The sequence below is a fragment of the Gordonia jinghuaiqii genome, from assembly GCF_014041935.1.
Classification (GTDB): domain Bacteria; phylum Actinomycetota; class Actinomycetes; order Mycobacteriales; family Mycobacteriaceae; genus Gordonia; species Gordonia jinghuaiqii.
Window position 1 is genome coordinate 4,271,714 of the sequence record NZ_CP059491.1, and the last position, 21,346, is coordinate 4,293,059.

19 protein-coding genes, 1 pseudogene and 1 riboswitch are annotated in these 21,346 nt (G+C 68.2%); of the genes and pseudogenes, 9 read left to right on the forward strand and 11 right to left on the reverse strand.

The genetic code is table 11. The features are described from left to right. Positions 1-29: 29 nt before the first annotated feature. Genes tilS through dacB form a run of 3 tightly spaced genes read right to left on the reverse strand, consistent with a single transcriptional unit; the run spans position 30 to position 3,516 of the window. On the reverse strand, positions 30-962 hold the full coding sequence (tilS, locus tag H1R19_RS19035) for a tRNA lysidine(34) synthetase TilS (RefSeq protein WP_244970758.1): 933 nt from the start codon (positions 960-962) through the stop codon (positions 30-32). Further along, complete coding sequence (locus H1R19_RS19040) at positions 959-2,104, reverse strand: zinc-dependent metalloprotease (protein ID WP_188331173.1); 1,146 nt, start codon at positions 2,102-2,104, stop codon at positions 959-961. The genes tilS and H1R19_RS19040 overlap by 4 nt, the downstream gene beginning before the upstream one ends. Continuing rightward, positions 2,101-3,516: a D-alanyl-D-alanine carboxypeptidase/D-alanyl-D-alanine endopeptidase gene (dacB, locus tag H1R19_RS19045; protein WP_483401428.1), complete on the reverse strand. Its 1,416-nt coding sequence runs from the start codon at positions 3,514-3,516 to the stop codon at positions 2,101-2,103. Before dacB ends, H1R19_RS19040 begins: the two co-directional genes overlap by 4 nt. A 177-nt stretch (positions 3,517-3,693) precedes the next feature. Here dacB and H1R19_RS19050 point away from each other — a divergent pair, with 177 nt between their 5' ends. From H1R19_RS19050 to H1R19_RS19060, 3 genes are all read left to right on the forward strand, one after another. Continuing rightward, positions 3,694-4,206 (forward strand): inorganic diphosphatase, encoded by a 513-nt coding sequence (locus H1R19_RS19050; RefSeq protein WP_188331175.1) that lies wholly within the window; start codon positions 3,694-3,696, stop codon positions 4,204-4,206. Between the two features lie 176 nt (positions 4,207-4,382). Beyond that, positions 4,383-5,072, forward strand: a complete 690-nt coding sequence (locus H1R19_RS19055) for a TetR/AcrR family transcriptional regulator (protein WP_219849819.1) — start codon at positions 4,383-4,385, stop codon at positions 5,070-5,072. After that, complete coding sequence (locus tag H1R19_RS19060; RefSeq protein WP_219849820.1) at positions 5,053-6,027, forward strand: oxygenase MpaB family protein; 975 nt, start codon at positions 5,053-5,055, stop codon at positions 6,025-6,027. The genes H1R19_RS19055 and H1R19_RS19060 overlap by 20 nt, the downstream gene beginning before the upstream one ends. A 167-nt stretch (positions 6,028-6,194) precedes the next feature. Here H1R19_RS19060 and H1R19_RS19065 read toward each other — a convergent pair whose 3' ends face one another. Next, positions 6,195-6,695 (reverse strand): hypothetical protein, encoded by a 501-nt coding sequence (locus H1R19_RS19065; RefSeq protein ID WP_244970759.1) that lies wholly within the window; start codon positions 6,693-6,695, stop codon positions 6,195-6,197. Between the two features lie 7 nt (positions 6,696-6,702). Further along, on the reverse strand, positions 6,703-8,037 hold the full coding sequence (locus H1R19_RS19070; RefSeq protein ID WP_219849821.1) for an aminotransferase class V-fold PLP-dependent enzyme: 1,335 nt from the start codon (positions 8,035-8,037) through the stop codon (positions 6,703-6,705). A gap of 17 nt (positions 8,038-8,054) precedes the next feature. After that, positions 8,055-8,170, reverse strand: a riboswitch (SAM riboswitch). Between the two features lie 107 nt (positions 8,171-8,277). Here H1R19_RS19070 and H1R19_RS19075 point away from each other — a divergent pair. Continuing rightward, complete coding sequence (locus tag H1R19_RS19075; RefSeq protein ID WP_188331420.1) at positions 8,278-9,351, forward strand: isochorismate synthase; 1,074 nt, start codon at positions 8,278-8,280, stop codon at positions 9,349-9,351. Between the two features lie 57 nt (positions 9,352-9,408). On the opposite strand, the gene H1R19_RS19080 is transcribed toward H1R19_RS19075, so the two are convergent. From H1R19_RS19080 to H1R19_RS19090, 3 genes are read right to left on the reverse strand one after another with little or no spacing between them, the layout of a single operon-like run. Further along, complete coding sequence (locus tag H1R19_RS19080) at positions 9,409-10,641, reverse strand: O-succinylhomoserine sulfhydrylase (protein WP_219849822.1); 1,233 nt, start codon at positions 10,639-10,641, stop codon at positions 9,409-9,411. Next, positions 10,605-11,018 (reverse strand): rhodanese-like domain-containing protein, encoded by a 414-nt coding sequence (locus H1R19_RS19085; RefSeq protein ID WP_188331180.1) that lies wholly within the window; start codon positions 11,016-11,018, stop codon positions 10,605-10,607. The genes H1R19_RS19080 and H1R19_RS19085 overlap by 37 nt, the downstream gene beginning before the upstream one ends. After that, positions 11,015-11,560 (reverse strand): Rv0361 family membrane protein, encoded by a 546-nt coding sequence (locus tag H1R19_RS19090; RefSeq protein WP_188331181.1) that lies wholly within the window; start codon positions 11,558-11,560, stop codon positions 11,015-11,017. Before H1R19_RS19090 ends, H1R19_RS19085 begins: the two co-directional genes overlap by 4 nt. 178 nt (positions 11,561-11,738) lie before the next feature. Here H1R19_RS19090 and H1R19_RS19095 point away from each other — a divergent pair, with 178 nt between their 5' ends. Beyond that, positions 11,739-12,764: an ABC transporter substrate-binding protein gene (locus tag H1R19_RS19095; RefSeq protein ID WP_188331182.1), complete on the forward strand. Its 1,026-nt coding sequence runs from the start codon at positions 11,739-11,741 to the stop codon at positions 12,762-12,764. A gap of 181 nt (positions 12,765-12,945) precedes the next feature. Continuing rightward, entirely contained in the window at positions 12,946-14,343 is a 1,398-nt protein-coding gene (locus tag H1R19_RS19100) for an FAD-dependent oxidoreductase (RefSeq protein ID WP_188331183.1), read from the forward strand. A gap of 76 nt (positions 14,344-14,419) precedes the next feature. On the opposite strand, the gene H1R19_RS19105 is transcribed toward H1R19_RS19100, so the two are convergent. Next, complete coding sequence (locus H1R19_RS19105) at positions 14,420-14,923, reverse strand: hypothetical protein (protein ID WP_188331184.1); 504 nt, start codon at positions 14,921-14,923, stop codon at positions 14,420-14,422. Between the two features lie 173 nt (positions 14,924-15,096). Here H1R19_RS19105 and H1R19_RS19110 point away from each other — a divergent pair, with 173 nt between their 5' ends. From H1R19_RS19110 to H1R19_RS19120, 3 genes are read left to right on the forward strand one after another with little or no spacing between them, the layout of a single operon-like run. Next, a complete protein-coding gene (locus H1R19_RS19110; RefSeq protein WP_188331185.1) occupies positions 15,097-16,140 on the forward strand; it encodes a FecCD family ABC transporter permease in 1,044 nt (347 codons plus the stop codon). After that, entirely contained in the window at positions 16,137-17,255 is a 1,119-nt protein-coding gene (locus H1R19_RS19115) for a FecCD family ABC transporter permease (RefSeq protein WP_219849823.1), read from the forward strand. Before H1R19_RS19110 ends, H1R19_RS19115 begins: the two co-directional genes overlap by 4 nt. Positions 17,256-17,296: 41 nt before the next feature. Further along, positions 17,297-18,169, forward strand: coding sequence for an ABC transporter ATP-binding protein (locus H1R19_RS19120; RefSeq protein WP_244970760.1), 873 nt, complete (start codon positions 17,297-17,299; stop codon positions 18,167-18,169). A 167-nt stretch (positions 18,170-18,336) separates the two neighbouring features. Here H1R19_RS19120 and H1R19_RS19125 read toward each other — a convergent pair. Together H1R19_RS19125 and H1R19_RS19130 are read right to left on the reverse strand one after the other, a co-directional pair. Further along, positions 18,337-19,597: pseudogene (locus H1R19_RS19125) on the reverse strand (HNH endonuclease). Between the two features lie 288 nt (positions 19,598-19,885). Further along, the gene (locus tag H1R19_RS19130; RefSeq protein ID WP_219849824.1) at positions 19,886-21,214 is read right to left on the reverse strand and encodes a ClC family H(+)/Cl(-) exchange transporter; all 1,329 of its coding nucleotides are present in this window, start codon (positions 21,212-21,214) and stop codon (positions 19,886-19,888) included. Positions 21,215-21,346: the final 132 nt, after the last annotated feature.

The window sequence follows — 21,346 nt, forward strand, 5'->3', positions numbered from 1 at the left end:
CCTGCACAAGGCACACCTGACGGTCCGTCTCACCTCGCGGTGAGGCGGACCGTCAGCGTATTGCCGGTGAGTTCGACGACGCGGCGCGTCGCGGGGTCGCCTCCGATGGCGACCTGAGCCCCCCGGCCGGCCCCCGGAGCCACGAGCGCGACGACCGCGGTGATCACGCGGTGCGTGGGTTCGGTGGCGCCGACACCGGACAGCCAGCGACGGACGACGCGTGTCCGCACGGCCATCGGCACCTCACGCAGCGGATCGACCGCGAGCCCGTCGGCATGGATTGCGCCGACCGCCACCCGATGCGCCCACTCGTCGAGAGCGTCGTTGTCGTCCTGCAGGCCGGCTGCGGTACGACCCAGCGCCTCGACGACGCCGCCGTGGAGCACATCGTCGAGCAGCGGCAGGACCTCGGCCCGCAACCGCACCCGGGTGAAGCGCGTGTCACGGTTGTGCGGGTCGTGATGAGGGGCGAGACCGAAGTCGGTACACGCACCCAGGGTCTGCGAACGCCGGACCCCGAGGAACGGCCTTCCCCACGGCGGATTCCATTCGCGCATCCCGGCGATCGACCGGGCACCGGAGCCGCGGGCCAATCCCAGCAGCACCGTCTCCGCCTGATCGTCGGCGGTGTGGGCGAGCAGAACCGGATGGTCGTCGCGTGCGGCGTCGAGCGCGGCGTACCGGGCCTCCCGCGCGGCGGCTTCGAGGCCACCCCGCCGGCCGACGCTCACCGGCAGGATCCGGGTCTGCGCCCCGAGCGCCGCGGCTGCCTCCGATGCCTCGGCGGCCACCCGGGAAGAACCCGACTGGAGACCGTGGTCGACGATCAGCGCGGTGACGTCGAGCCCGGAGCGGACCGCGGCCGCGGTCAGCGCGAGCGAGTCCGGGCCGCCGGACAGTCCCACGCAGACCTGCGACCCGTCGAGATGAGCGGCCGCGAATTCCGCGACCGCCCGCCTCACAACACCCGCTGAATCCATGCCTGCGGTGCGTCGATCTCTTCCGGGCGCGGCATCGTCTCGGGCGAGGTCCAGATCGTGTTGAACCGCTCCATGCCGACGGTGGCGACCACCTCGTCGACGAAGGCCTTACCCCGGATGTACTGGGCGAGCTTGGCATCCATGCCGATGAGCGCCCGGATGATGCGCTGCACCGGATTCTGCGGGGCCTTGCGCCGTTTGTCGAAGGCGGTGCGGATGCGCGCCACCGACGGCACGTGCGCGGGACCCACCGCGTCCATGACGTGGTCGGCGTGGCCCTCGAGCAGGGTGCCGAGCACCATCATGCGCTGGAATGCCTCGTACTGTTCGGGACTCTGCAGCAGTTGCATCGCACCGATGATCCCCTTCTCGCGGGGCCCGTCGGACCCCTTGAGCGCCTTGGTCATCCGGGTGACGATCTCGGTGGTGGATTCGCCGGCGTCGGAGGTCAGGGTGGCGACGTTGTCCTGCATGTAGTCGCGCAGCCACGGGTTGGCCGAGAACTGCACACGGTGGGTGACCTCGTGCAGACACACCCAGAGGCGGAAGTCCGACGGGATCACCTTGAGCTGGCGTTCGACGCCGATGATGTTGGGTGTCACCACCATCAGCACACCCGGTTCGCCGGTCTCGGGGTCCGGGGTGAAGGGATCGTACTGGCCGAGGATGGCCGTGGAGAGGAAGGCTAGCAGGCCGCCGGCCTGGAGTCCGCCGAAGCGGGCCGCCAGCCCGGACGAACCGGCCTCCTCGGCGTCGGCCCCGAGCATCGAACGCATCGACATCGACGACGCGTCGATCCATCCGGGACGGTCGAGGACCCGGGTGGCGGGAACGCGCAGGCCGTCGGCCAGACCGGTGACCTCGCGTACCGGCGCCTCCGCGCGGGTCGCGGCGTCGGCGAGTTCGGCCTGTGCCGCCGAATAGGTGTACGCGGTGGTCTTGGGGCCCGGGCGCACGAGCCGCTTGGCGGTCGACGCGGCCAGCGACCAGTCGATCTGCGATCCGATGCTCTCGCGACGGTCCTCCTCGGCCACCCGCACCCCGGTGACCGTGCTGTCGGCGGCCGCGCTGTCGGCCCCTGCCACGCTGGTTCCTGCCACGCTGTCGGTTCCTGACCTGGTCATCGGCACCCGCACTCTCTCAGTTGACCCACCACGGCGTCGAGGGCGGGTCTCGCGTCCGCCGGTGAGGTGCCGCCGGACATCAGGGCGAACGACAGCACGCGGCCGTCGATCGTTTGGACTATGCCCGTCAACGAACTGACCCCGGTGAGTGTTCCGGTCTTGGCCCGCACCCAGCCCGCGCCGGGGTTGGTGGCGCCGAACCGGTCGGCCAGGGTGCCGGTGCCGGCCGCGATCGGCAGCCCGTCGAGCATCGGCCGCAGGGCGGGTTTGCCCGGTCCGCTGGCCGCCGTCATGACCGCGTCGAGCAGCGCGGGTGTGGTGCGGTTGGCGTAGGAGATACCCGAGGCGTCGCGCAGGGTGGTGCCGGGCCACTGCTCGGGGAACATCGAGGACAACACCTGCTCGACGGCATCGACCCCGCCCGCGTGGGTCGGCGGACCACCGCGGTACACCGACAGTTCGACGGCGAGCGACTCGGCCAGCACGTTGTCGCTGTGGCGCAACATGTCGTTGACCCTGGTGACCAGGGGTGCGGACTCGACTTCGGCGATGACGCGGTCGCCGGTGGGAGCGGTCGTCTCGGTGACCGGCCCGTCGACGCCGAGGGCGGCGGCGAGCGCCTCACCGGCCATGATGCCCGGCGTCGGACTGCGCGGCGAGTATTCGTCGAGCGGTTCGAGGCGGGCGCCGTCGATCATCAACGATTCGATGGGGGCGATGTCGCCGCCGGTGATGTCGCGCCGATCCCAGGTGCTGTCCATCGTCGGCCCGGAGAAGGCACCCAGATCCACCGCCACCGACGTCACCGGGAGCTCGGTCCGCCTGATCTGGTCGGCGAGGTCGGCGATGCGGGCGGGGTCGGTGTAGAAAGTGTCGGCGTCGGCGGGTTGCGCCGACAGCGTCGGATCGCCCGCGCCCCGCAGGATCACCTGTCCGTCGGCACCGGCGATCACCGTCGTCGTCAGTCGCTGGTCGTGCGGCATCGCATCGAGGAAGGCCGCGGCGGAGAGGACCTTGGCGTTCGACGCCGGGATGCGTGGCCGTTGCGGGTTGCGCGTCCACAGGACCTGGCCGGTCAGCGAATCGGTGATCATTCCGGTCAGCTCCCCCAGCGCGGGATCGCGCAGGGCGGGCGTGATGGCGCGGATCACCCCGGTCGGGGTCGGCGCAGGTGCGGTGGCGGCCACCGGGTCGATCAGCGGGTCGACGGCGATCGCGGCGGGCTGCGGCGGGATTCCCGGCGGCAGTGCGGGGTCGCGGTCCACCCGTAGGGCGACGACGACCGCGGCGGTCGAGGCCAGCGCCAGGATCACCACGGCGGCGATCGTCCACCACAGGAGTTTCCGACCGCGGCGACCCCCGGTGCTCGTCGATGCGGCGCTCGTCGATGCGGGTCTGGTCGGTGCGCCCACAAAGCCTCCGGGTCTCTCGCGCTGCACGGTCGGTGGCGACCCGCTCGGCATACCGTCAGGGAAACGAACTTCCAGGGGTACGAACATCGAGGTCGTCGGACTAACAGTATCGTTGGAGCCGCGTGCGGCCGTCTCGGCCCGGCGCAGCATCTCCGATCCAGACTGCCAGGAGGAACAGTGGAATTCGATGTGACCATCGAGATCCCCAAGGGTGGCCGAAACAAGTATGAGGTCGACCACGAGACGGGGAAGGTCTACCTCGACCGCTACCTGTACACCTCGATGGGATACCCGGCCGACTACGGCTACATCGACGGCACCCTCGGTGAGGACGGCGACCCGCTCGACGCGATGGTCCTGCTCCCCGAGTCGGTGTTCCCCGGCATCATCGTGCGGGCCCGCATCGTCGGGATGTACACCATGAGCGACGAGGCCGGCGGCGACGACAAGCTGCTGTGCGTGCCGGCCGGTGACGTGCGCTGGGACCACATCAAGGACATCACCGACGTGTCCGAGTACGAGCTCGGCCCGATCTCACACTTCTTCGAGCACTACAAGGACCTCGAGCCCGGCAAGGAGGTCCAGCCCGGCGGTTGGGTCGGCCGGTCCGAGGCCGAGAAGATCGCCCAGGAGGCCATCGACCGCCTGGCCCAGCACCCCGACGCGGCCAACGAGCCCTCGCGCGGCTGACACCACCGCTTCACCTACGAGACCGCCGACGACGTTCCCCGAGGACGTCGTCGGCGGTTTCCGTCTTTCTGGGGAGTCGGGACGTCCGTATGAGTCGTGGCCCCGTTTGTGCGAGAGATGACCCGGATTCAGCGCAATCGACCGCGGCGACTCGATACCGGCGATACTCTCTCTGCATGTCGAGTCTCACGTCGTCGGTCGCTCGCTTCGTGGTCGACGCCCTGAATCGGCCTTCGGAGCCGGGCGACGCCGTCGACCACGCAATCCTGGACGCGGCGTTGCGCTGCATCGGCCTGTACGGCATCGAGCGGATGACCATGAGCGATGTCGCGCGCGATGCCGGGGTGGGGCGTGCGACGGTGTTCCGCCGGTTCGAGTCGAAGGACGAACTGATCCGGCGGGCCTTTGCGTTCGAGCTGACGAGGATCGGTGAGGATTTCGCCGACGCCGTCAGCGTGATCGACGACCCGCGTGAGCAACTCGTCGAATTGATCGTGGAAGCGATCCGCGTTGCGCGGACCCATCCGATAGGGGTGCGGCTGGTGCAGGACGGAACGGCCGTAGCCGTGCACAGGGACCGGCAGATCGCGGCACCTCAGCTCATGCTGCTCACCGCGCACATCGCGGACTGCGCCGAGCGTGTCGACCGTGAAGTCGATGCCGCAGCGATCGCTGAGGTCCTCTGGAGGTTCATCGGAAGTGTCTGGCTGACACCGGACTACGGATTGGCGGCCGACGATCCCGCGGCTGTCCGCCGCATGGTCCACGTGATCCTCAGTCCGCTGACCGACGCACCAGATGTGCGGCGAGATCCCCACCACAGCAAGACAACCCACAGGAGTGACGATGGCGCAACCACGGTCTGAACACTCGGGTGACGACCTCACCATCGACGGTCCGCCGCTCGAAGGTCACGCCCTGCAGCGCTACGAGCAGTTCCGCTGGTTCTGCGGGACCGGCCTGATCGGACTGTTCGCCGCGGCCTATGTCGATCAGGGCATGCAGCGCGACGTCTCCAACGCGACGTGGGCCACCGGCAGGTACGAGAACAGACCGCTGGAACGCAACATGCGCACGATGGCGGCGGGTCAGCTCGTGATGTGGGGGGATGCGGAGCTCAACGCCCGGCACCTCGACCGCATCAAGACGTTGCACCGCGAGGTCAAGGGCATCGGGCGAGACGGCAAGCACTACAGCGCATACTCACCCCGCGCCTGGAACCTGGTCTATCTCAGCATGTTTCTCCTCTACCGCAATTCGTACACGCCGATCACCGGTGACCCGCTCGGCGAGCGGGACAACGAGATCTTCTATCGCCTCATGTGGGACAAGATGGGCTCGTTGTCGTTCACAGGGAAGGCGTCGGCGCTGCCGCGCTCGTACGCCGAGGCGATGGCCTACTACGACGACCTGCTCGAGAACGACCTGCAGGACACGTACATGTTGGAGGTCGGACGCAGGCTGTTCGCCACCCCTCCTGCGCCAGATGGGTTGCCCGCCGTACTTCGTCCACTGTGGCCGGCAATGTCCCGGGTCGCCGGTGAGGTGGCGATCACCTGCGGCATGGCCATCAGCCGGCCGAAGGTCCGTGAGGTCTTCGGGTTCCCGTTCACTCGGATGCGGCGCATCGAGTTCGCGGTGATGTGCCGGATTCTCCCGATTCTCTATCGCCGGGCGCCCAAGCGGATTCTGATGACGCCCCTCGCATACAACCGCTGGCAGTACGAACAGCTGGTACACAAACTGGAGGAAACCCAACTCGAGTCGTTCCGTCCCGATCCCGAACTCACGCCGCAGCATGTCTCGCTCGAGGGCGGGTGATGTGAAGACCGAGGATCTGCACGTCGTCGGTGGCGACTGTCTTCGCGCCTGCACGAGTGGCGGCGGGATCGTCCCGGTGGAGCAGTGATCTTGTCGATCGGGTCCGCACTCGCCGTCGTACCTCGCATACCCGACCGGCGACAGAAGCATCGCTTCGCGCGCGCAGCCTAGGCGACGCGGTATCGCGCGTTCTCGAAGACCGGCAGGACCTGTTCGCGGATGCGCTGTTCGGTGGCCGCCCCGTCGATCGGGGTGAGGATCACGGCGTCGGCGACCTCGGCGGCATAGATGTCGCGGAGCAGCGTCGTCAGGCCGGAGACGGTTCCGACATACCGGACGGTCTCCGAGTCGATCGCCGCGAACCGCCCGGCATGTTCTGCCGCTGCACGCGCGGAGGCCGCCTGAGGCGCGATCGCCACCTCGACTTCGAGGGCGACGACGAACTTCGCCGGATCGTGGCTTCCGGCCCGGAGCAGCGACCGCGCACGCTGCGCGTCCCGTAGCGTCTCGCGGCGCACCACGAGCGGGAACGTCCGCGCGAGCGGATCGCCGGCGACGGCGATCTGGAACTGCGGGCGTCCGATGCTGACGGTGTTGGTGGCGGCGGTGCCGGTGGAGGTGTCGGTGGCACTGTTCCGGGCCGCTGGTGCGTCGAGTTCGATGGTCATCTGAGTGTTATCCCTCGTCGAGTTCGGGTCGTGTGGTGGGTGCGTCAGCCGCCAGTGCGGTGAGCGCGTCGAGGAGACGGTCGACGTCGTCGGAGGTGGTCCCGGCGCCGAAGCTGGCGCGGACGGCGCCCCCGGGGTGGCCGAGGCGCTTGAGCAGCGGATGTGCGCAGAACTTGCCGTCACGAACCCCGATCCCGTGTTCGTCGCTGAGATATTCGGCGACGACCCGCGGGGCGAGGCCGTCGACGACGAAGCCGGCGATCCCCACCCGATCGGCGGAATCGGCGAAGATCCGTAGCGGCCGTACGCCGTCGATCGCGGCCAGCCCCGCGTCGAGGCGTTCGCACAGACGCAGCTCGTGCAGTCCGATCGCTTCCGGTCCGAGGTCGGCGAGGGCGGTGCAGGCCTCGGCGATCGACACCGCACCGAGCACATTCGGCGAACCCGCCTCGTGGCGGGCCGCGCCCGTGTGCCAGGTGGTACCCGTCTGCCGGGTCCCGCTCACGTCGACGTCGAGCGTCGCTCCCCCGCCCGCGAGGTAGGGATCGGCCGCGTCGAACCAGTCCGACCGACCGATCAGGACACCGGCGCCGAACGGCGCGTACGCCTTGTGACCGGAGAAGGCCAGGTAGTCGATGCCGTGACTGACCATCGAGAGGGCCCGGTGGGCGACGAGTTGCGCGGCGTCGACCAGGATGCGGGCGCCGTGGCGGTGCGCGATCGAGGCCAGCCTGCTGATCGGCAGGACCTCGCCGGTGACGTTCGACGCCGCGGTCACGGCCAGCAGCGACGCCGGCGCGGACGCGAGTTCGGCTTCCAGTGCGGCGAGAGTGTCCTCGATGGTGTCGCAGGCGGTGACTACGCGCGCGCGGCGGCGGCCGTCCTTCGGCGTGCACCACGGGAGGAGGTTGGCGTGGTGTTCGATGTCGAGGACCACGACGTCGGCCGGGGTGATGGAGGCCGCCAGATTGATCGCGTCGGTGGTGTTGCGGGTGAAGACGACGGTGTCGTCCGGGCGGCCGCGGACGAAGCTCCGCACCGTGTCGCGGGCCGCTTCATAGCGACGCGTGGTGAGCTGCGACAGATGACCGGCGCCGCGATGGACGCTGGCGTACTGGCCGAGCGCTGCGGCGACCTCGGCCGCCACCGCGCTAAGCGCCGGTGCGCTGGCGGCGTAGTCGAGGTTGGCGTAGGCGACGGTCCGCCCGTCGGTGAGCGGTACCTGCACGTCGGCACCCACGACCGGCGCCAGCGCCGGGATGAACCGGCCGCGAGAAGCGGCGGTGTCGGCGGGCGTGACGCGAGCAGAGGACGAAACGGGTGCTGAGAGAACAGCGGTCATGACAAGAGCTCCTCGAGAATCCACACTTGCCGCGTCCGGGTTCGGTACGCAGCCAGGTCGTCACCCGGAGCACCCCACCGTGGAGGAGGGTTGCCGGCCAGCGAGCCGGGGCTTGTCACTGGCACTCATGACCTACGACACAGATTCGCCGACATTGCCCTGACGTGTCAATTTTCATTCAGCGTGATTCGAAGTTAGGGCACACTTACCTGTAGCGTGGCGGGCGTGTCCCCCACAGATGTGTTCGTGTTGTCGCGCCCGCACGGGACCGTGCGGGGCCGGGGAGTGACCGCTGCGTTCACCGACGTCGACGAGGCGTCGGCATCGTTGAGGTCCGGCGCGGTGAGATCTCTGACCGGCGCGATCCCCTTCGACGTCGCCGACACCGCGGCGCTCGTGGCGCCGGAGGCGCTGCTGTCGACCGGCACTCCCCTGTCCGGCGGGGCACCGCTGACGCGTCGTGCGGTCTCGACCGTCCTGCACCCCACCGGCGAGGAGCACCGTGAGCGTGTCGCGCATGCCGTGAAGCGCATCGTCGCCGGCGACGTCGGCAAGGTGGTACTGGCACGCAGCGTCGACATCGTGCTCGACGACGCGGTACGACCCGCCGAACTGCTCGACGCACTCGCCGGCGGCAACGCCGGCCACAACGCCTTCGGTGTCGATCTCGGCGCGGCAACGGGGTCGGGATCGTGGCTGCTGGGCGCGAGTCCCGAAGCGCTGCTCCGCAAATCGGGCCGGACCGTGACCTGTCACCCGTATGCGGGGTCGGCTCCGCGATCCCCCGATCCGGGAATCGACCGCGCAACCGCCGAGGAGCTGTCCTCCTCGGCGAAGGACCTCGCCGAACACGCCTTCGTCGTCGAGCATCTGCGAGAGCGGCTGACGCATCTGTGCGACGACGTGCAGGCCCCGTCGACCCCACAGCTGGAGTCCACCGGCGAGATGTGGCATCTCGCCACCCCGATCCGCGCGACGCTGCGCGATCGGTCGACCACCGCCCTCGACCTCGCACTCCTGCTCGGACCGACGCCGGCGGTGTGCGGAACACCGAGTGATGTTGCCGCCCAGATCATCCGGGAGGTCGAGGGAGATCGCGGCTTCTACGCCGGCGCGGTGGGATGGTGCGACGCCGCAGGCGACGGCGAATGGATGGTCACCATCAGGTGCCTGGAACTCGCCGCCGATCGTCGGAGCCTGCGCACCTGGGCCGGCGGCGGCATCGTCGAACACTCCGACCCGCAAGCCGAGCTCGACGAGACCGCCGCCAAGCTACGGACCGTGCTGAATGCTCTCGGCATCGGGGAGATCTGAGCCAGGCTCGGCGCCACTTTCGGCCCAGCCGGTGCCCGATTCAACCCTGGGCCTGATTCAACCCAGTGCCTGATCGAGATCCCCGAGCAGGTCGTCGATGCCTTCGAGCCCGACCGACAGGCGCACGACCGAGTCGCTGAGGCCGATCGCGGCCCGACCCTCGGGGCCCATCGCGCGATGGGTTGTGGTGGCCGGGTGGGTGATCAGCGACTTCGAGTCCCCGAGATTGTTGGAGATGTCGACGATCCGCAGCGCGTTGAGCACCTCGAAGGCGCGCTTCTTGCCGTCGATGCCGTCGTGGTCGTTGAGCTCGAAGGTCACCACGGTACCGCCGCCGGACATCTGCGAGGTGGCCAGCGCGTACTGCGGATGTGATTGCAGGAACGGGTATTTCACCCAGCGCACCCGCGGATCACTCTCCAGGAACTCGGCGATGCGCAGCGCCGAGGCCACCGAGGCGTCGACGCGCAGGCGCATCGTCTCGAGGCCCTTGACCAGTGTCCAGGCGTTGAAGGGGCTCAGCGCCGGACCGGTGTGACGCATCAGCTGCTGCACCGGGCCGTCGATGTAGTCCTTGGGCCCCAGGACCGCACCGCCCATGACGCGCCCCTGGCCGTCGATGTGCTTGGTGCCCGAGTACACGATGACGTCGGCGCCCAGATCCAGTCCGCGCTGCAGCAGCGGGGTGGCGAAGACGTTGTCCAGCACCACTTTCGCGCCGGCGGCATGGGCCAGTTCGGACACCCTCGCGACGTCGACGAGGCTCTGCATCGGGTTGGACGGGGTCTCGAAGAAGACGGCGTCGGCGGGCGTGGACAGCGCACGCTCCCACTGCTCGAGGTCCTCACCGTCGACGAACTCGGTCTCGATGCCCCACCGCGGCAGGATCTCGTTGCACACCACGAAGCACGAACCGAACAGGCTGCGCGCGGCCACGAGACGGTCGCCGGCCTTGAGGATCGCACCGAGCGCGACGAACACCGCGGCCATTCCGCTCGCGGTCGCGAAACAGGCTTCGGCGCCCTCGAGCTGACGGAGCCGCTCCTGGAACATCTCGACCGTCGGGTTGCCGTAGCGGGAGTAGACGAATCGCTCGTCCTCCCCGGTGAACGCGCGTTCGGCCGCCTCGGCGGAGTCGTAGACGTAACCGCTGGTCAGGTAGAGCGCCTCGGCGGTCTCATGGAACCCCGAGCGGGCCAGACCGCCGCGCACCGCGATGGTGTCCAGCGAAAGACCCTCGGGCAGTTCAGGACTCACGATTGCCTCCACGGCAGGTTCTCGGCACGCCATCCCGACGCCCCGCGGTGATCGTTCTCGTCGAGGGCACCCTCGAAGCCGTCGACGACGTTGTAGGCCTTGCCGAAACCTTCGGCCGTCGCCGCCTGGGCGGCACCGACGGAGCGATGTCCCGAGCGGCAGATGAAGATCACTTCCTGATCGTCGGTGACACCCGAATCCCGCAGCTGCTCGACGAAGTCGTCGTTGCGGCGTCCCTCGGGAAAGGTCGTCCACTCGGCGAAGACCGGCCGTTTGCCGATGACCTCGAGATCGGGAACCCCGACGAACGACCACTCAGCCTGCGTCCGACAGTCCACCAGGACGGCATCGGGATTGTTCTCGAGCTTCTCCCACGCCTCACGCGGGCTCAGATCTCCGGCATAGGTCATGAGGAGCACACCTTCCATTCGCCGTTCTCACGCACGACGGTCGTCTCGACGACGTTCTCGGTGTCGGGCGTGTTGTCATAGTGCCAATGAACCGTGGCGGTCGCCCGGTCACCGTCGACCACGAGGTCGGTGATCTCGGGGATCTCGATGTGCCCGTTCTCGGCCAGCGATTGCTTGTTGTCGGAGACGAACTGCTCCTCGGTCACGAAGTCGGCCGCGGCCAGGTCGGCGGCGCACGTGTTCGCCCGGTACTCGGCGTAGTTCGGGCCGTTGCGCGCGGTGTAGTGGTCGTTGATGGCGTACTGGACCTGCGCGGAGTCACCCACGCGCTCCTCCGGCGGGCGGGTGATGTTCGAGACGACGATGCTCAGCACCGCGATCCCGACCACCCCGACGGCGACGAAGAACGGCCAGGCGTTCCGCCACATGGGCGGCGCCTCGTCGACGAATCCCTCGTCGGCACCCGGTGTCGGGACGTTGCCGGACGCGGCGCTCTTTCGGGACGGAGTGTTCTTGCGGCCCCCGCCTGCAGCTTTGGCCATGGCGGAAGTCTAACGACCGCCCCACGGGGCGGCCCGACCGGCTTGTGCGCACGTCGCGAGGCCCTCGCGGAGGCGTCGTCGACATCACCCCGACGGTGAGTAAGTCGACCCATGAGTAAGGTGACCCTAAGCAAGTCCGGCGAACGCGCCGACCGACCGCCCGACAGCAAGGATCCGGATGCGCACCCGACACCACCGACCGCTCGCACTGCTACTGGCACTGCTCGCCGCCACCCTGGTCGCGACCTCGTGTTCGCCACCCGCCGAGAAATCACCGGACGGCTCGGCCCGGGTGCCCGCGCCGGAGCCCGGCGCCATCCCGGTGACCGTGCAGCAGGCCTATGCGCCTGCCGTGGTCGAGCGAGCGCCGAAGCGTGTCGCCGCGATGGGGGTCGGTGACGCCGACACCCTCCTCGCGCTCGGCGTCACCCCGACCACCATCGCCCCGTTCGCCGATCCCGATCAGGCCACGGCCCCGTGGAACGCCGAACTGCTCCGCGACTCGGCACCGGTCGTGCTGTCCAACGTCTCCGGAGCCTTCGGCGACGAGATCCCCAAGGCGCTCGCCACCGACCCCGACCTGATCACCGCGGTCGGCGCCGATCCCACCCGCGACCAGTTCGACCTGCTTTCCAAGACCGGACCGACGATCCTGCGGCCCGCACGGTTCCAGCCCTGGCAGGTCCCGTGGGACAGCCAGACCGTCCAGATCGGGACCGCCGTCGGGCTACCCGACCTCGCCGCACGGAAGGTCGCCGAGACCGAGGCGTTCCTCGCGGGGGTGCGCGCGGAGAACCCGGAGTTCGCCGGCAAGACCGCCGTCGTCGTCACCGCGAGCCCGACCGGCGGGGTCTCGATCTACGGCCCCTCCGACGGCCGCGGACAGACCGTCGCCGGGTATGGCCTGCGCTTTCCGCCTGCGCTGGAGAAGGTCATCACCAACGGCTTCTACGGCGACCTGCCCGCCGAGAACCTCAACCTGCTCGACGCCGCGGACATCGTGATCGCCGTGGACTGGGAGGGTTCCAACGACCGGCTGCGCGCGAACGCGGCCTTCGACCGGCTGTCCGTCGCCCGGTCCGACCGGGTGGTCTACCTGCCGCAAGAGGTCGGTAGCGCCATGTCGGTACCCACCCTGCTGACCATCCCGTGGGTCGCCGGGCAGGCCGTCGAACCGATCGCCGCGGCCGCCGCGAAGAAGTGATCGGCACCCGCCGAGAGGCCGCCACACGCATCCTCAAGTGAGGGTTACCTCACACACGGATTTTGGTCGCGGACACCGAACGCCTACCGTAGAAGGGATAGGCCTTATCCATACGCGCCGACCTGGGGGTCACCGAGATTTACTCGTCTGTGCGTGCTGAGCAACGGAAGACACCTACTCCATGAGCGAGAACAGCCGCCCGCTGCGGGTTGCGATCGTCGGTGCCGGTCCCGCCGGGATCTACGCCGCCGACGCGTTGATGAAGTCCGACACCGCCAAGGACCGCGGCGTCAGCATCGATCTCTACGAGCGCATGCCTGCACCGTTCGGTCTCATCCGCTACGGCGTCGCACCGGATCATCCGCGCATCAAGGGCATCATCACCGCGCTCCACAAGGTGCTCGACAAGCCGCAGGTGCGTCTGCTCGGCAACGTCGACTACGGCACCGACATCACCCTCGACGAGTTGCGCGACCACTACGACGCGGTGATCTTCTCCACCGGGGCCACCGACGACCGCGCTCTCGACATCCCGGGCATCGACCTCGACGGCAGCTACGGCGCCGCGCAGTTCGTCGCGTGGTACGACGGTCACCCCGACTTCCCGCGCACCTGGCCCCTCGACGCGGAGAAGGTCGCCGTCATCGGCGTCGGCAACGTCGCCCTCGACGTCGCGCGCGTGCTGGCCAAGACCGGCGACGAGCTGCTGCCGACCGAGATCCCGGCCAACGTCTACGAGGGCCTCAAGGCCAACAAGGCGATCGAGGTGCACGTCTTCGGGCGTCGCGGACCGGCTCAGGCCAAGTTCACCCCGCTCGAACTCAAGGAGCTCGACCACTCGCCCAACATCGAGGTCGTCGTCAACCCCGAGGACATCGACTACGACGAGGGTTCGGCCGTCGCCCGCCGCGGCTCCAAGATCACCGACCAGGTCGCCACGATCATCGAGAACTACGCGATCCGCGAACCCAAGCAGGGTGCGATCCACAAGCTTTTCCTGCACTTCTTCGAGAGCCCCACCGAGATCCTCGGCGAGGACGGCAAGGTCGTCGGTCTGCGCACCGAGCGCACCCAGCTCGACGGCACCGGCAACGTCAAGCCGACCGGCAAGACCACCGACTGGGAGGTCGGCGCGGTCTACCGGGCGGTCGGTTACCTCTCGGACAACCTGCCCGAGATCCCGTTCGACTCGCAGGCCGGCGTCATCCCCAACGAAGCCGGACGCGTCTTCGACGAGGGTGAGCAGCTGACCGGCATCTACACCACCGGTTGGGTCAAGCGCGGGCCCGTCGGCCTGATCGGCCACACCAAGGGCGACGCCAACGAAACCGTCGACTGCATCCTCAAGGACTCCGAGGCCGGTGTCCTGAACAATCCGAGCAAGCCGGGCGAGGACGCGATCATCGAGCTGCTCGAGTCCAAGAGCATCCCGTTCACCACGTGGGACGGCTGGTACCGCCTCGACGAGCACGAGCGCGCCCTGGGGGCCGCGGAAGGCCGCGAACGCGTGAAGGTCGTCGAGCGTGAGGACATGCTCGCCGCCTCCGAGCCGGACAAGGTGTCGCGCCCCACGGCGTGATGCGACACTCGCGACAAACGATGAGGGGCGACCGGTTCTCACCGGTCGCCCCTCGTCGTCGAGTGAGCCGTCTGTACTAGCGGACGGGCAGCGCGGGTACGCCCGCGACGTCGGTGCCGCCGCCGGACATGGCCGACGACTGAGACGAGCCCGCTCCGAAACGGTCCAACGGATTGTCGATGCGTCGGAAGTTCCACCAGAAGCCGGCGTTGTCGGTCAGGTTCTCGGCGTAATCGGAGATCGCATATCCGGCGATCGAGGACGGGAAGCAGCCGAACCAGACGGTCTTGATCGTCAGCGATTCGTTCTTCTTCAGCTGCGCCTTGAACTTCGTCGCACCGTTGACCTCCTGCAAGGTGACGTTGCGGAATTCGCCGTCACGCGCAGTGACCCTCATGAACCGGGTCATGCTCCACGCCTTGTTCCACGGCGTGCCCGGCGCTCCGAACTGGCAGTAGACCCCACCCGTCATCTGAAGGTTGGGTACCGCCGCCTGCGCAGGTGCGGCACCCACCAGCGTGCCTGCTGCGATTCCTGCGGCGGCCACCATCCCGACGACGGCCCGTTTGAACGAATTCATCCATCCTCCTGATACGAGTTCCCTGACAACACTGGGCATATCGACCCCAGCTCATCGCAGTGTTACCGCCGGCACAGCGTCCGCTCAGGATCCGCAGGTCTTTCGTTATACGAACGACACTCTTCGCGTCGCGCCGTGAGGGCCGCCGGACGACGTTGGTAAGGTAACCCTTCGTGCGCCGCTCCCTCCGAGTTCTCGGAATCCCGCTACTGCTGGCGGTCCTCGCGGCGCTGGTCATCGCGTCGGTGTTGTTCGGTTCCCGATCGGTGCCGCTCGACGAGATCTGGCCGAGCTTCACCACGGGGATGGCCGAGATCTGGGCCGCGCTCTTGGACCTCCGGATGCCGGAGATCACCAAGGACACCGACGTCGACGGCATCGTCTGGGATCTGCGTGTCCCGCGAACCCTGTTGGGTCTGACCGCGGGTCTCGCCATCGGCGCGGCCGGTGCGATCACCCAGGGCCACACCCGCAATCCGATCGCCGATCCGGGCATACTCGGCGTCAACGCCGGCGCCGCATGCTCCGTCGTCGCGGGGATCTACGTGCTGGGCATCTCCAGTCCCATCGCGTTCATGTTCTTCGGACTCATCGGGGCGATCATCGCCGCGACCGTCGTGTTCGGGTTGTCGGCGTTGAGCGGATCGTCTCCGCTGACGTTGGTGCTGGCGGGTACCGGCCTGACCGCGATGCTCACGGCCATCACGTCCTCGATCGTTCTCGTCGACACCAATTCGCTCGACCAGTGGCGGTTCTGGAGTGTCGGGTCCACCGCAGGCCGCGGCATCGACGTGTTCTGGGCGAGCCTGCCGTTCATCCTCATCGGCCTCGTGCTGGCGCTGGCGAGCGGCTTCTTCCTCAACGTGCTCAGCCTCGGCGACGACATGACCAAGGCGCTGGGCTCGCGCGTGATACTCATCCGAGTCCTCGGCATCCTGACGATCACGCTCCTGATCGGTGCAGCGACCGCGGCCTGCGGTCCGATCGTCTTCCTCGGTCTGGTGGTGCCGCACGTCGCGCGGGCGTTCGTCGGCGCCGACTACCGCTGGATCATCCCGTATTCGGCCCTGTTCGGCGGCATCCTCCTCGTCGGCTGCGACATCCTGGGCCGCATCGTCGCCCGCCCCGGTGAGGTGCAGGTGGGCGTGATGCTGGCGCTGGTCGGCGCACCGTTCCTGATCCTCATGGTCCGCCGGCAGAGATTGGGGACCGTATGAGCACGCCCACCACGAAAACGACGACCGCGAACAGCCGGGGCGTGGCACCGCATCCGGGTGGTTATCGCATCGCCATCGAACCGGTGTCGATGGTCGTCCGGCCCCGAATGCTCGTCGTGGCACTGGTTTCCACCGCGATCGCGCTGGTGCTGTTCCTGACCAGCGTCGGCGTCAGCGACTACCCGCTCACCCCTGTCGATGTCGCCCGCATCCTCCTCGGCGGCGGTACCCGCATCGAGAACGTGGTGGTGTTCGACGTCGCGCTCCCCCGCGCACTCGTGTCCCTGCTGGTCGGTTTCGGTCTCGGTCTCGCGGGTTCGATCACCCAGCTCATCGCCCAGAATCCCCTCGCGACCCCCGACATCCTCGGCATCACGGCCGGGGCGAGCGCGGCTGCCGTTGCGGCCATAGCCTTTTCGACGACGAGCTGGGGCGCCTGGTTCGGTGATCTCGGTGTCCCGGTGTCGGCCATGGTCGGCGCGCTCCTCACCGCGGTGGTCATGTACGTGCTGGCGTGGCCCGGCCGCAAGGCCAACAGCGGTATCAATCCGTTCCGGCTCGTGCTGATCGGTGTCGGCATGACCTGGATGTTGCAGGCGCTCACCAATTTCCTGCTGACCCGCGCCGACATCCGCGACGTCGGCCGAGCCCAGGTGTGGCTGGTCGGTTCGGTGGCCAACGTCGGGTGGTCGAATGTGTGGCCGGTGGTCGGGGGCGTCGTGGCCGGCATCGTCGTGGTCGTGGGATTGGCACGCCAGATCGGCATGCTCAGCCTCGGACCCGATCTGGCTCGCGGCCTCGGCGTCCGTGTCGGTGCGGTGTCCACGACGCTGCTCCTCACCGCGGTCCTCGTGAGTGCGCTCGCGGTGTCGGCGGCCGGGCCCATCGCCTTCGTCGCGCTGCTCGCCCCGCAGATCGCACTCCGTCTCGCCGGCACCGCCGTCCCGACGCCGTTGCTGTCCGGGCTGATCGGTGCGTCCCTGGTGCTCGGCGGTGACCTGTTGTGTCGCACGGTGCTTCCCGGCGGATTACCGGTCGGCATCGTCACCGCCGCGATCGGCGGCCCGTTCCTGATCTACCTGATGATCGCCATGTCCCGAAAGGCGAGCGTATGACCACCTCTCCCCCGGATGGGACCCCGATGAACCCGAACCCCATGACCCGAACCCCAGAGACCCGAACCCCGGCGACCCAGAACCCGCCTACCCGGACGCCGACCGGTAGCGCCCGTCTGCGCGGTGTCGACCTTCGAGTCGGCTACGACGACCGGGTGGTCATCGACGGTCTGACCATCGACGTTCCGGACGGTCAGGTCACCACGATCATCGGTTCCAACGGGTGCGGGAAGTCGACGCTGCTGCGATGCCTCGCCCGACTGCTGCCACCGAAGTCGGGCACGGTCTATCTCGACGGTGACGACATCTCCTCGGTGCGGCCCAAGCAGGTCGCTCGCACCCTCGCCATCCTGCCGCAGAATCCCATCGCGCCAGAGGGTTTGACGGTCGCCGACCTCGTCGGGCGTGGTCGGCACCCACACCAGCGGTGGTACCAGCAGGCGACCGCCACCGACGAGGCCGCCGTCGCTGAGGCCATGGAGATGACGGACACTCTCGACCTCGCCGACCGCACCCTCGATGCACTCTCCGGCGGTCAGCGACAACGCGTGTGGATAGCTCTGACCCTCGCGCAGGGCACCGACCTCATCCTGCTCGACGAACCGACGACGTACCTCGACCTCGCCCATTCGATCGACGTGCTGGACCTCGTCCGCAGCCTCTGCGACGATCACGGAAAAACAATCGTGATGGTTCTCCACGACCTGAATCTCGCGGCCCGGTACAGCGATTCACTATTCGTGATGCGCAACGGGGCGATCGTCACCACCGGCTCCCCCACCGACGTGATCGACGCCGACATGCTCGGCGAGGCCTTCGGGCTCCGCGCGCATGTGATGACCGACCCGATCTCGGGCGGTCCGCTGATCGTACCGTTGGACTCGCGCACCCACGGCCGCATCGCGACCAGCTGAAGCCTCTGCCGGTTGAACCGGCGCCGGCGGTCTCGCTCGCGGCCGGCAGTGGCGACCCTTCACACTGTGGAGTTGTCAATGATCGTGCGCGGTCCCGGTTTTCGAGAACGCTTGTTGCGGCAGTATGGTCCGGTATGCGGCTCATACTGCCGCAAGAGTGTGGTCTGTCAGGCGGCGTCGTCGAGTCGCATGGTGCGGCGGTTGTAGGCGGGTAGCGGTCGGCGTTGTGGGTCGATGTCGACCGGTGGGATCAGCCACGGATGCCGGTCGAAGCCGAGGACGGCGTCCCAGCCATTGTGGTGGACCTGGGTGTGGCAACGCTGGCAGAGCAGACATCCGTTGTCCAGCGACGTCGGCCCGTCGTCGGCCCAATGCCGCAGATGGTGTACCTGGGTATGTGACGGTGGTGCACCACATTTGACGCAACACCCATCGCGCACAATCACAGCCTTGCGCAACGCCGGTGGGAAGACGCGCTTGTCGCGCCCCATCTGCAGCGGCACCGTCTCGCCGTCGATGATCACCTCCGTCAGAGTCCCGTCGCAGGAGAGGGCGCGGGCGGTGGCATCGGTGATGGTGCCGGTCCACGGCAACGCGCCCATATCGGTGGCGTCGGCGGGGATGGTCAGGATCAGCTGGGTGCGTGGCGCTCCGGCGGTGTCGAGGGCGGCACCGAGTACGGCCTGGTCGAGGATGAGTTCGAAGGCATCGGCGCGTCGTTGCCCGGCTGAGCGGCGGTCGTCGGCGCCGTCGGGTTCGGGTCGGGGTGTGGAGCGTTGGTCGATCATGGCGATGAACTTCTCCCCGACGACCTGGGTGAGGTCGGCGACGATCTCCACGCGACCGTCGTCGGTGAGGGTATGAGAGACGCTGTTGAGTGCGCGGTCCTCGGCGGCGGGAATGCCGCCGTCGGCGTCGGCGACAATGTTGCCGAGCGTGTGTGCTCGGGCCAGCACTTCGGCGGGTGTTGCCCCGGGACAGGGCCTGGGTGAGCAGTTCGGTCTCGAAGACCGACACCTCGTCGTCGGAAAGATCTGTGGGGGACCGATGTTCGATGTGGGCGATCCCTCGGATGATGGCGTCGACGATCTCGGCCGATAGGCGCCCGTCCGCGGCATGTCCGGAGACTCTAGTGAGTCGCTCGAGTCCGTGGGCGATCCGCACGATGCGGGCGGCGACCGCGGGTGCGAATCCCATCTCGATCAACAGTTTCGACAGTGTCGAGTGGCTGCGTTCAGCCACTCGCAATCGCGCGAGTTCGGCTGCGCGCACCACGATCTGGCGCTCAACCGCGTTACGCATCAGGCGGAGGGTATCCAGCTCGGTGAACGTCGCGCGACCGGTGGAGTCGTCTGCGGGGAGCGTCGTCTCGATGAGGGAATCGAGGAGGTGTGCGAGATCGGGCATGACTCCAAGGTAATCGAACATCTCGGCGATCGCCGCCACGATCCACAGGGATTACGTTGTGCCACACCATGTTCAGAATCCCGGGATGTAAGACCAGCACCTTCGATACCGACCGTTTCCGTCACGGGAGTTACCAACTGCACCAGAATATGCTCGGAATCCGTTCACAAACTCCCCGAAGAAACGCCCAGAAAAAACACCGAACAAAGTTCTATCCCGCAGCAACGATCAGCGGCACGAGCTGTTCGGCGGCTGTCCATGCGCCGTGCTGGCCGAGCATCGATGGCATCGTCTCGTGCTGCTGCCCCCTCAGGCGGCGGACGTCGTGGGCCCCGGAGGCGGCGGGCGCCGATGGTCGGCGAGCATCTGCTCACGCAGGGAGTCGTAGATCGGTGGCACCGAGGCGAGATGGGCGACGAGAACCGCCATCGCGGTGGCCGCGAGCATCGGTACCGCGACCGTCGTCGTGGCGGTCATCTCCATGACGAGGACCAGTCCGGTGAGCGGGGCGCGTACCACCGCACCGAAGAGCGCCGCCATCCCGGCCAGCACCATCGCGTCCCGCAGCGACGAGTCCGCCTGCGGGAAGAGGACATCGACACCCGCCGCGAACAGGACACCCCACAGGGCACCGATTGCGAGCATCGGCGCGAACAGGCCACCGGGGGTTCCGGCCGCATACGACAGCGGTCCCGCGAAGAACCTGACGACCAACAGTGCCGCGATCGCCGGCAGCACGATCCCGCCGTCGAAGATCGACTGCGCCAGGCCATCTCCGCCACCCGCCGCTTGGGCGTCGATGGCCAGCAGGGCACCGATGATCGCTCCGATGATCGTCGCCTTGGCGATCGGGGGCACCCGGACGATTCCGCGGACCGCCGCGATCGCCCCAAGAGTCACCTTGGTGTAAGCGATTCCGACAAGGCCGGTGAGCAGCCCGAAGATCACGAAGACCGGCAACAGCACGATCGACGGTGCAGCCACGGCGCCGACGACGAAGTCGGGCCGGTCCCCGAGGATCAACCGACCGCATGCCACCGCGACCGCGACCCCCAGGATGGTCGGGAGCACCACCCGCATTCGGAACGAGCGCGACACCTCCTCGAGTGCGAACAGGGCCCCGCCGACGGGAGCGGTGAACGCCACCGCCAGTCCCGCGCCGCTCATCGAGGTCTGTAGGGCACGAATGTCGTTGTCGTCGAGGCCTGCTCGACGCCCGGTCTCGGAACCGACGACCGCACCCATGTGCACTGTGGGACCTTCGCGGCCGAGGACCAGTCCGGACCCCATCGCGGCGAGACCGCCGAGGAACTTCGCGGGGATCAGCCGTGGGGGTGAAGGCGACGCCTCTCCGCGTTCGACCGCCTCCACCTGCTGGATGCCGCTGCCCGACGACTCCGGTACGAATCGTACGACGAGAGCGCCGACCGTGGCCCCGGCGGCGGTCACCGCCACCGGGATGAACCAGCCGGGCACACCCAGACCTGCCGACCAGTCGAGCATGTCGAGCCGCCATCGCGTGAGGTGGTCCAAGCACCAGCGGAAACCACCGCCGACGAATCCCGTCACCGCACCGGCCACGACTGCGAGTACACACAGTCGCGTGAGCCCGGGGCTGCTGTGCTGCGCCGACTCCACACTGCGACGCTATACCCCGCGCCGGCGGTTGCCCAGGCCGGAAACGACGATGGCGTACACGCGCCCTCGCGACTCCCAAATCCCGACGACCGCGACGGGGACTGCGTTATGTTGCGTGTGCAAGCTCATTGG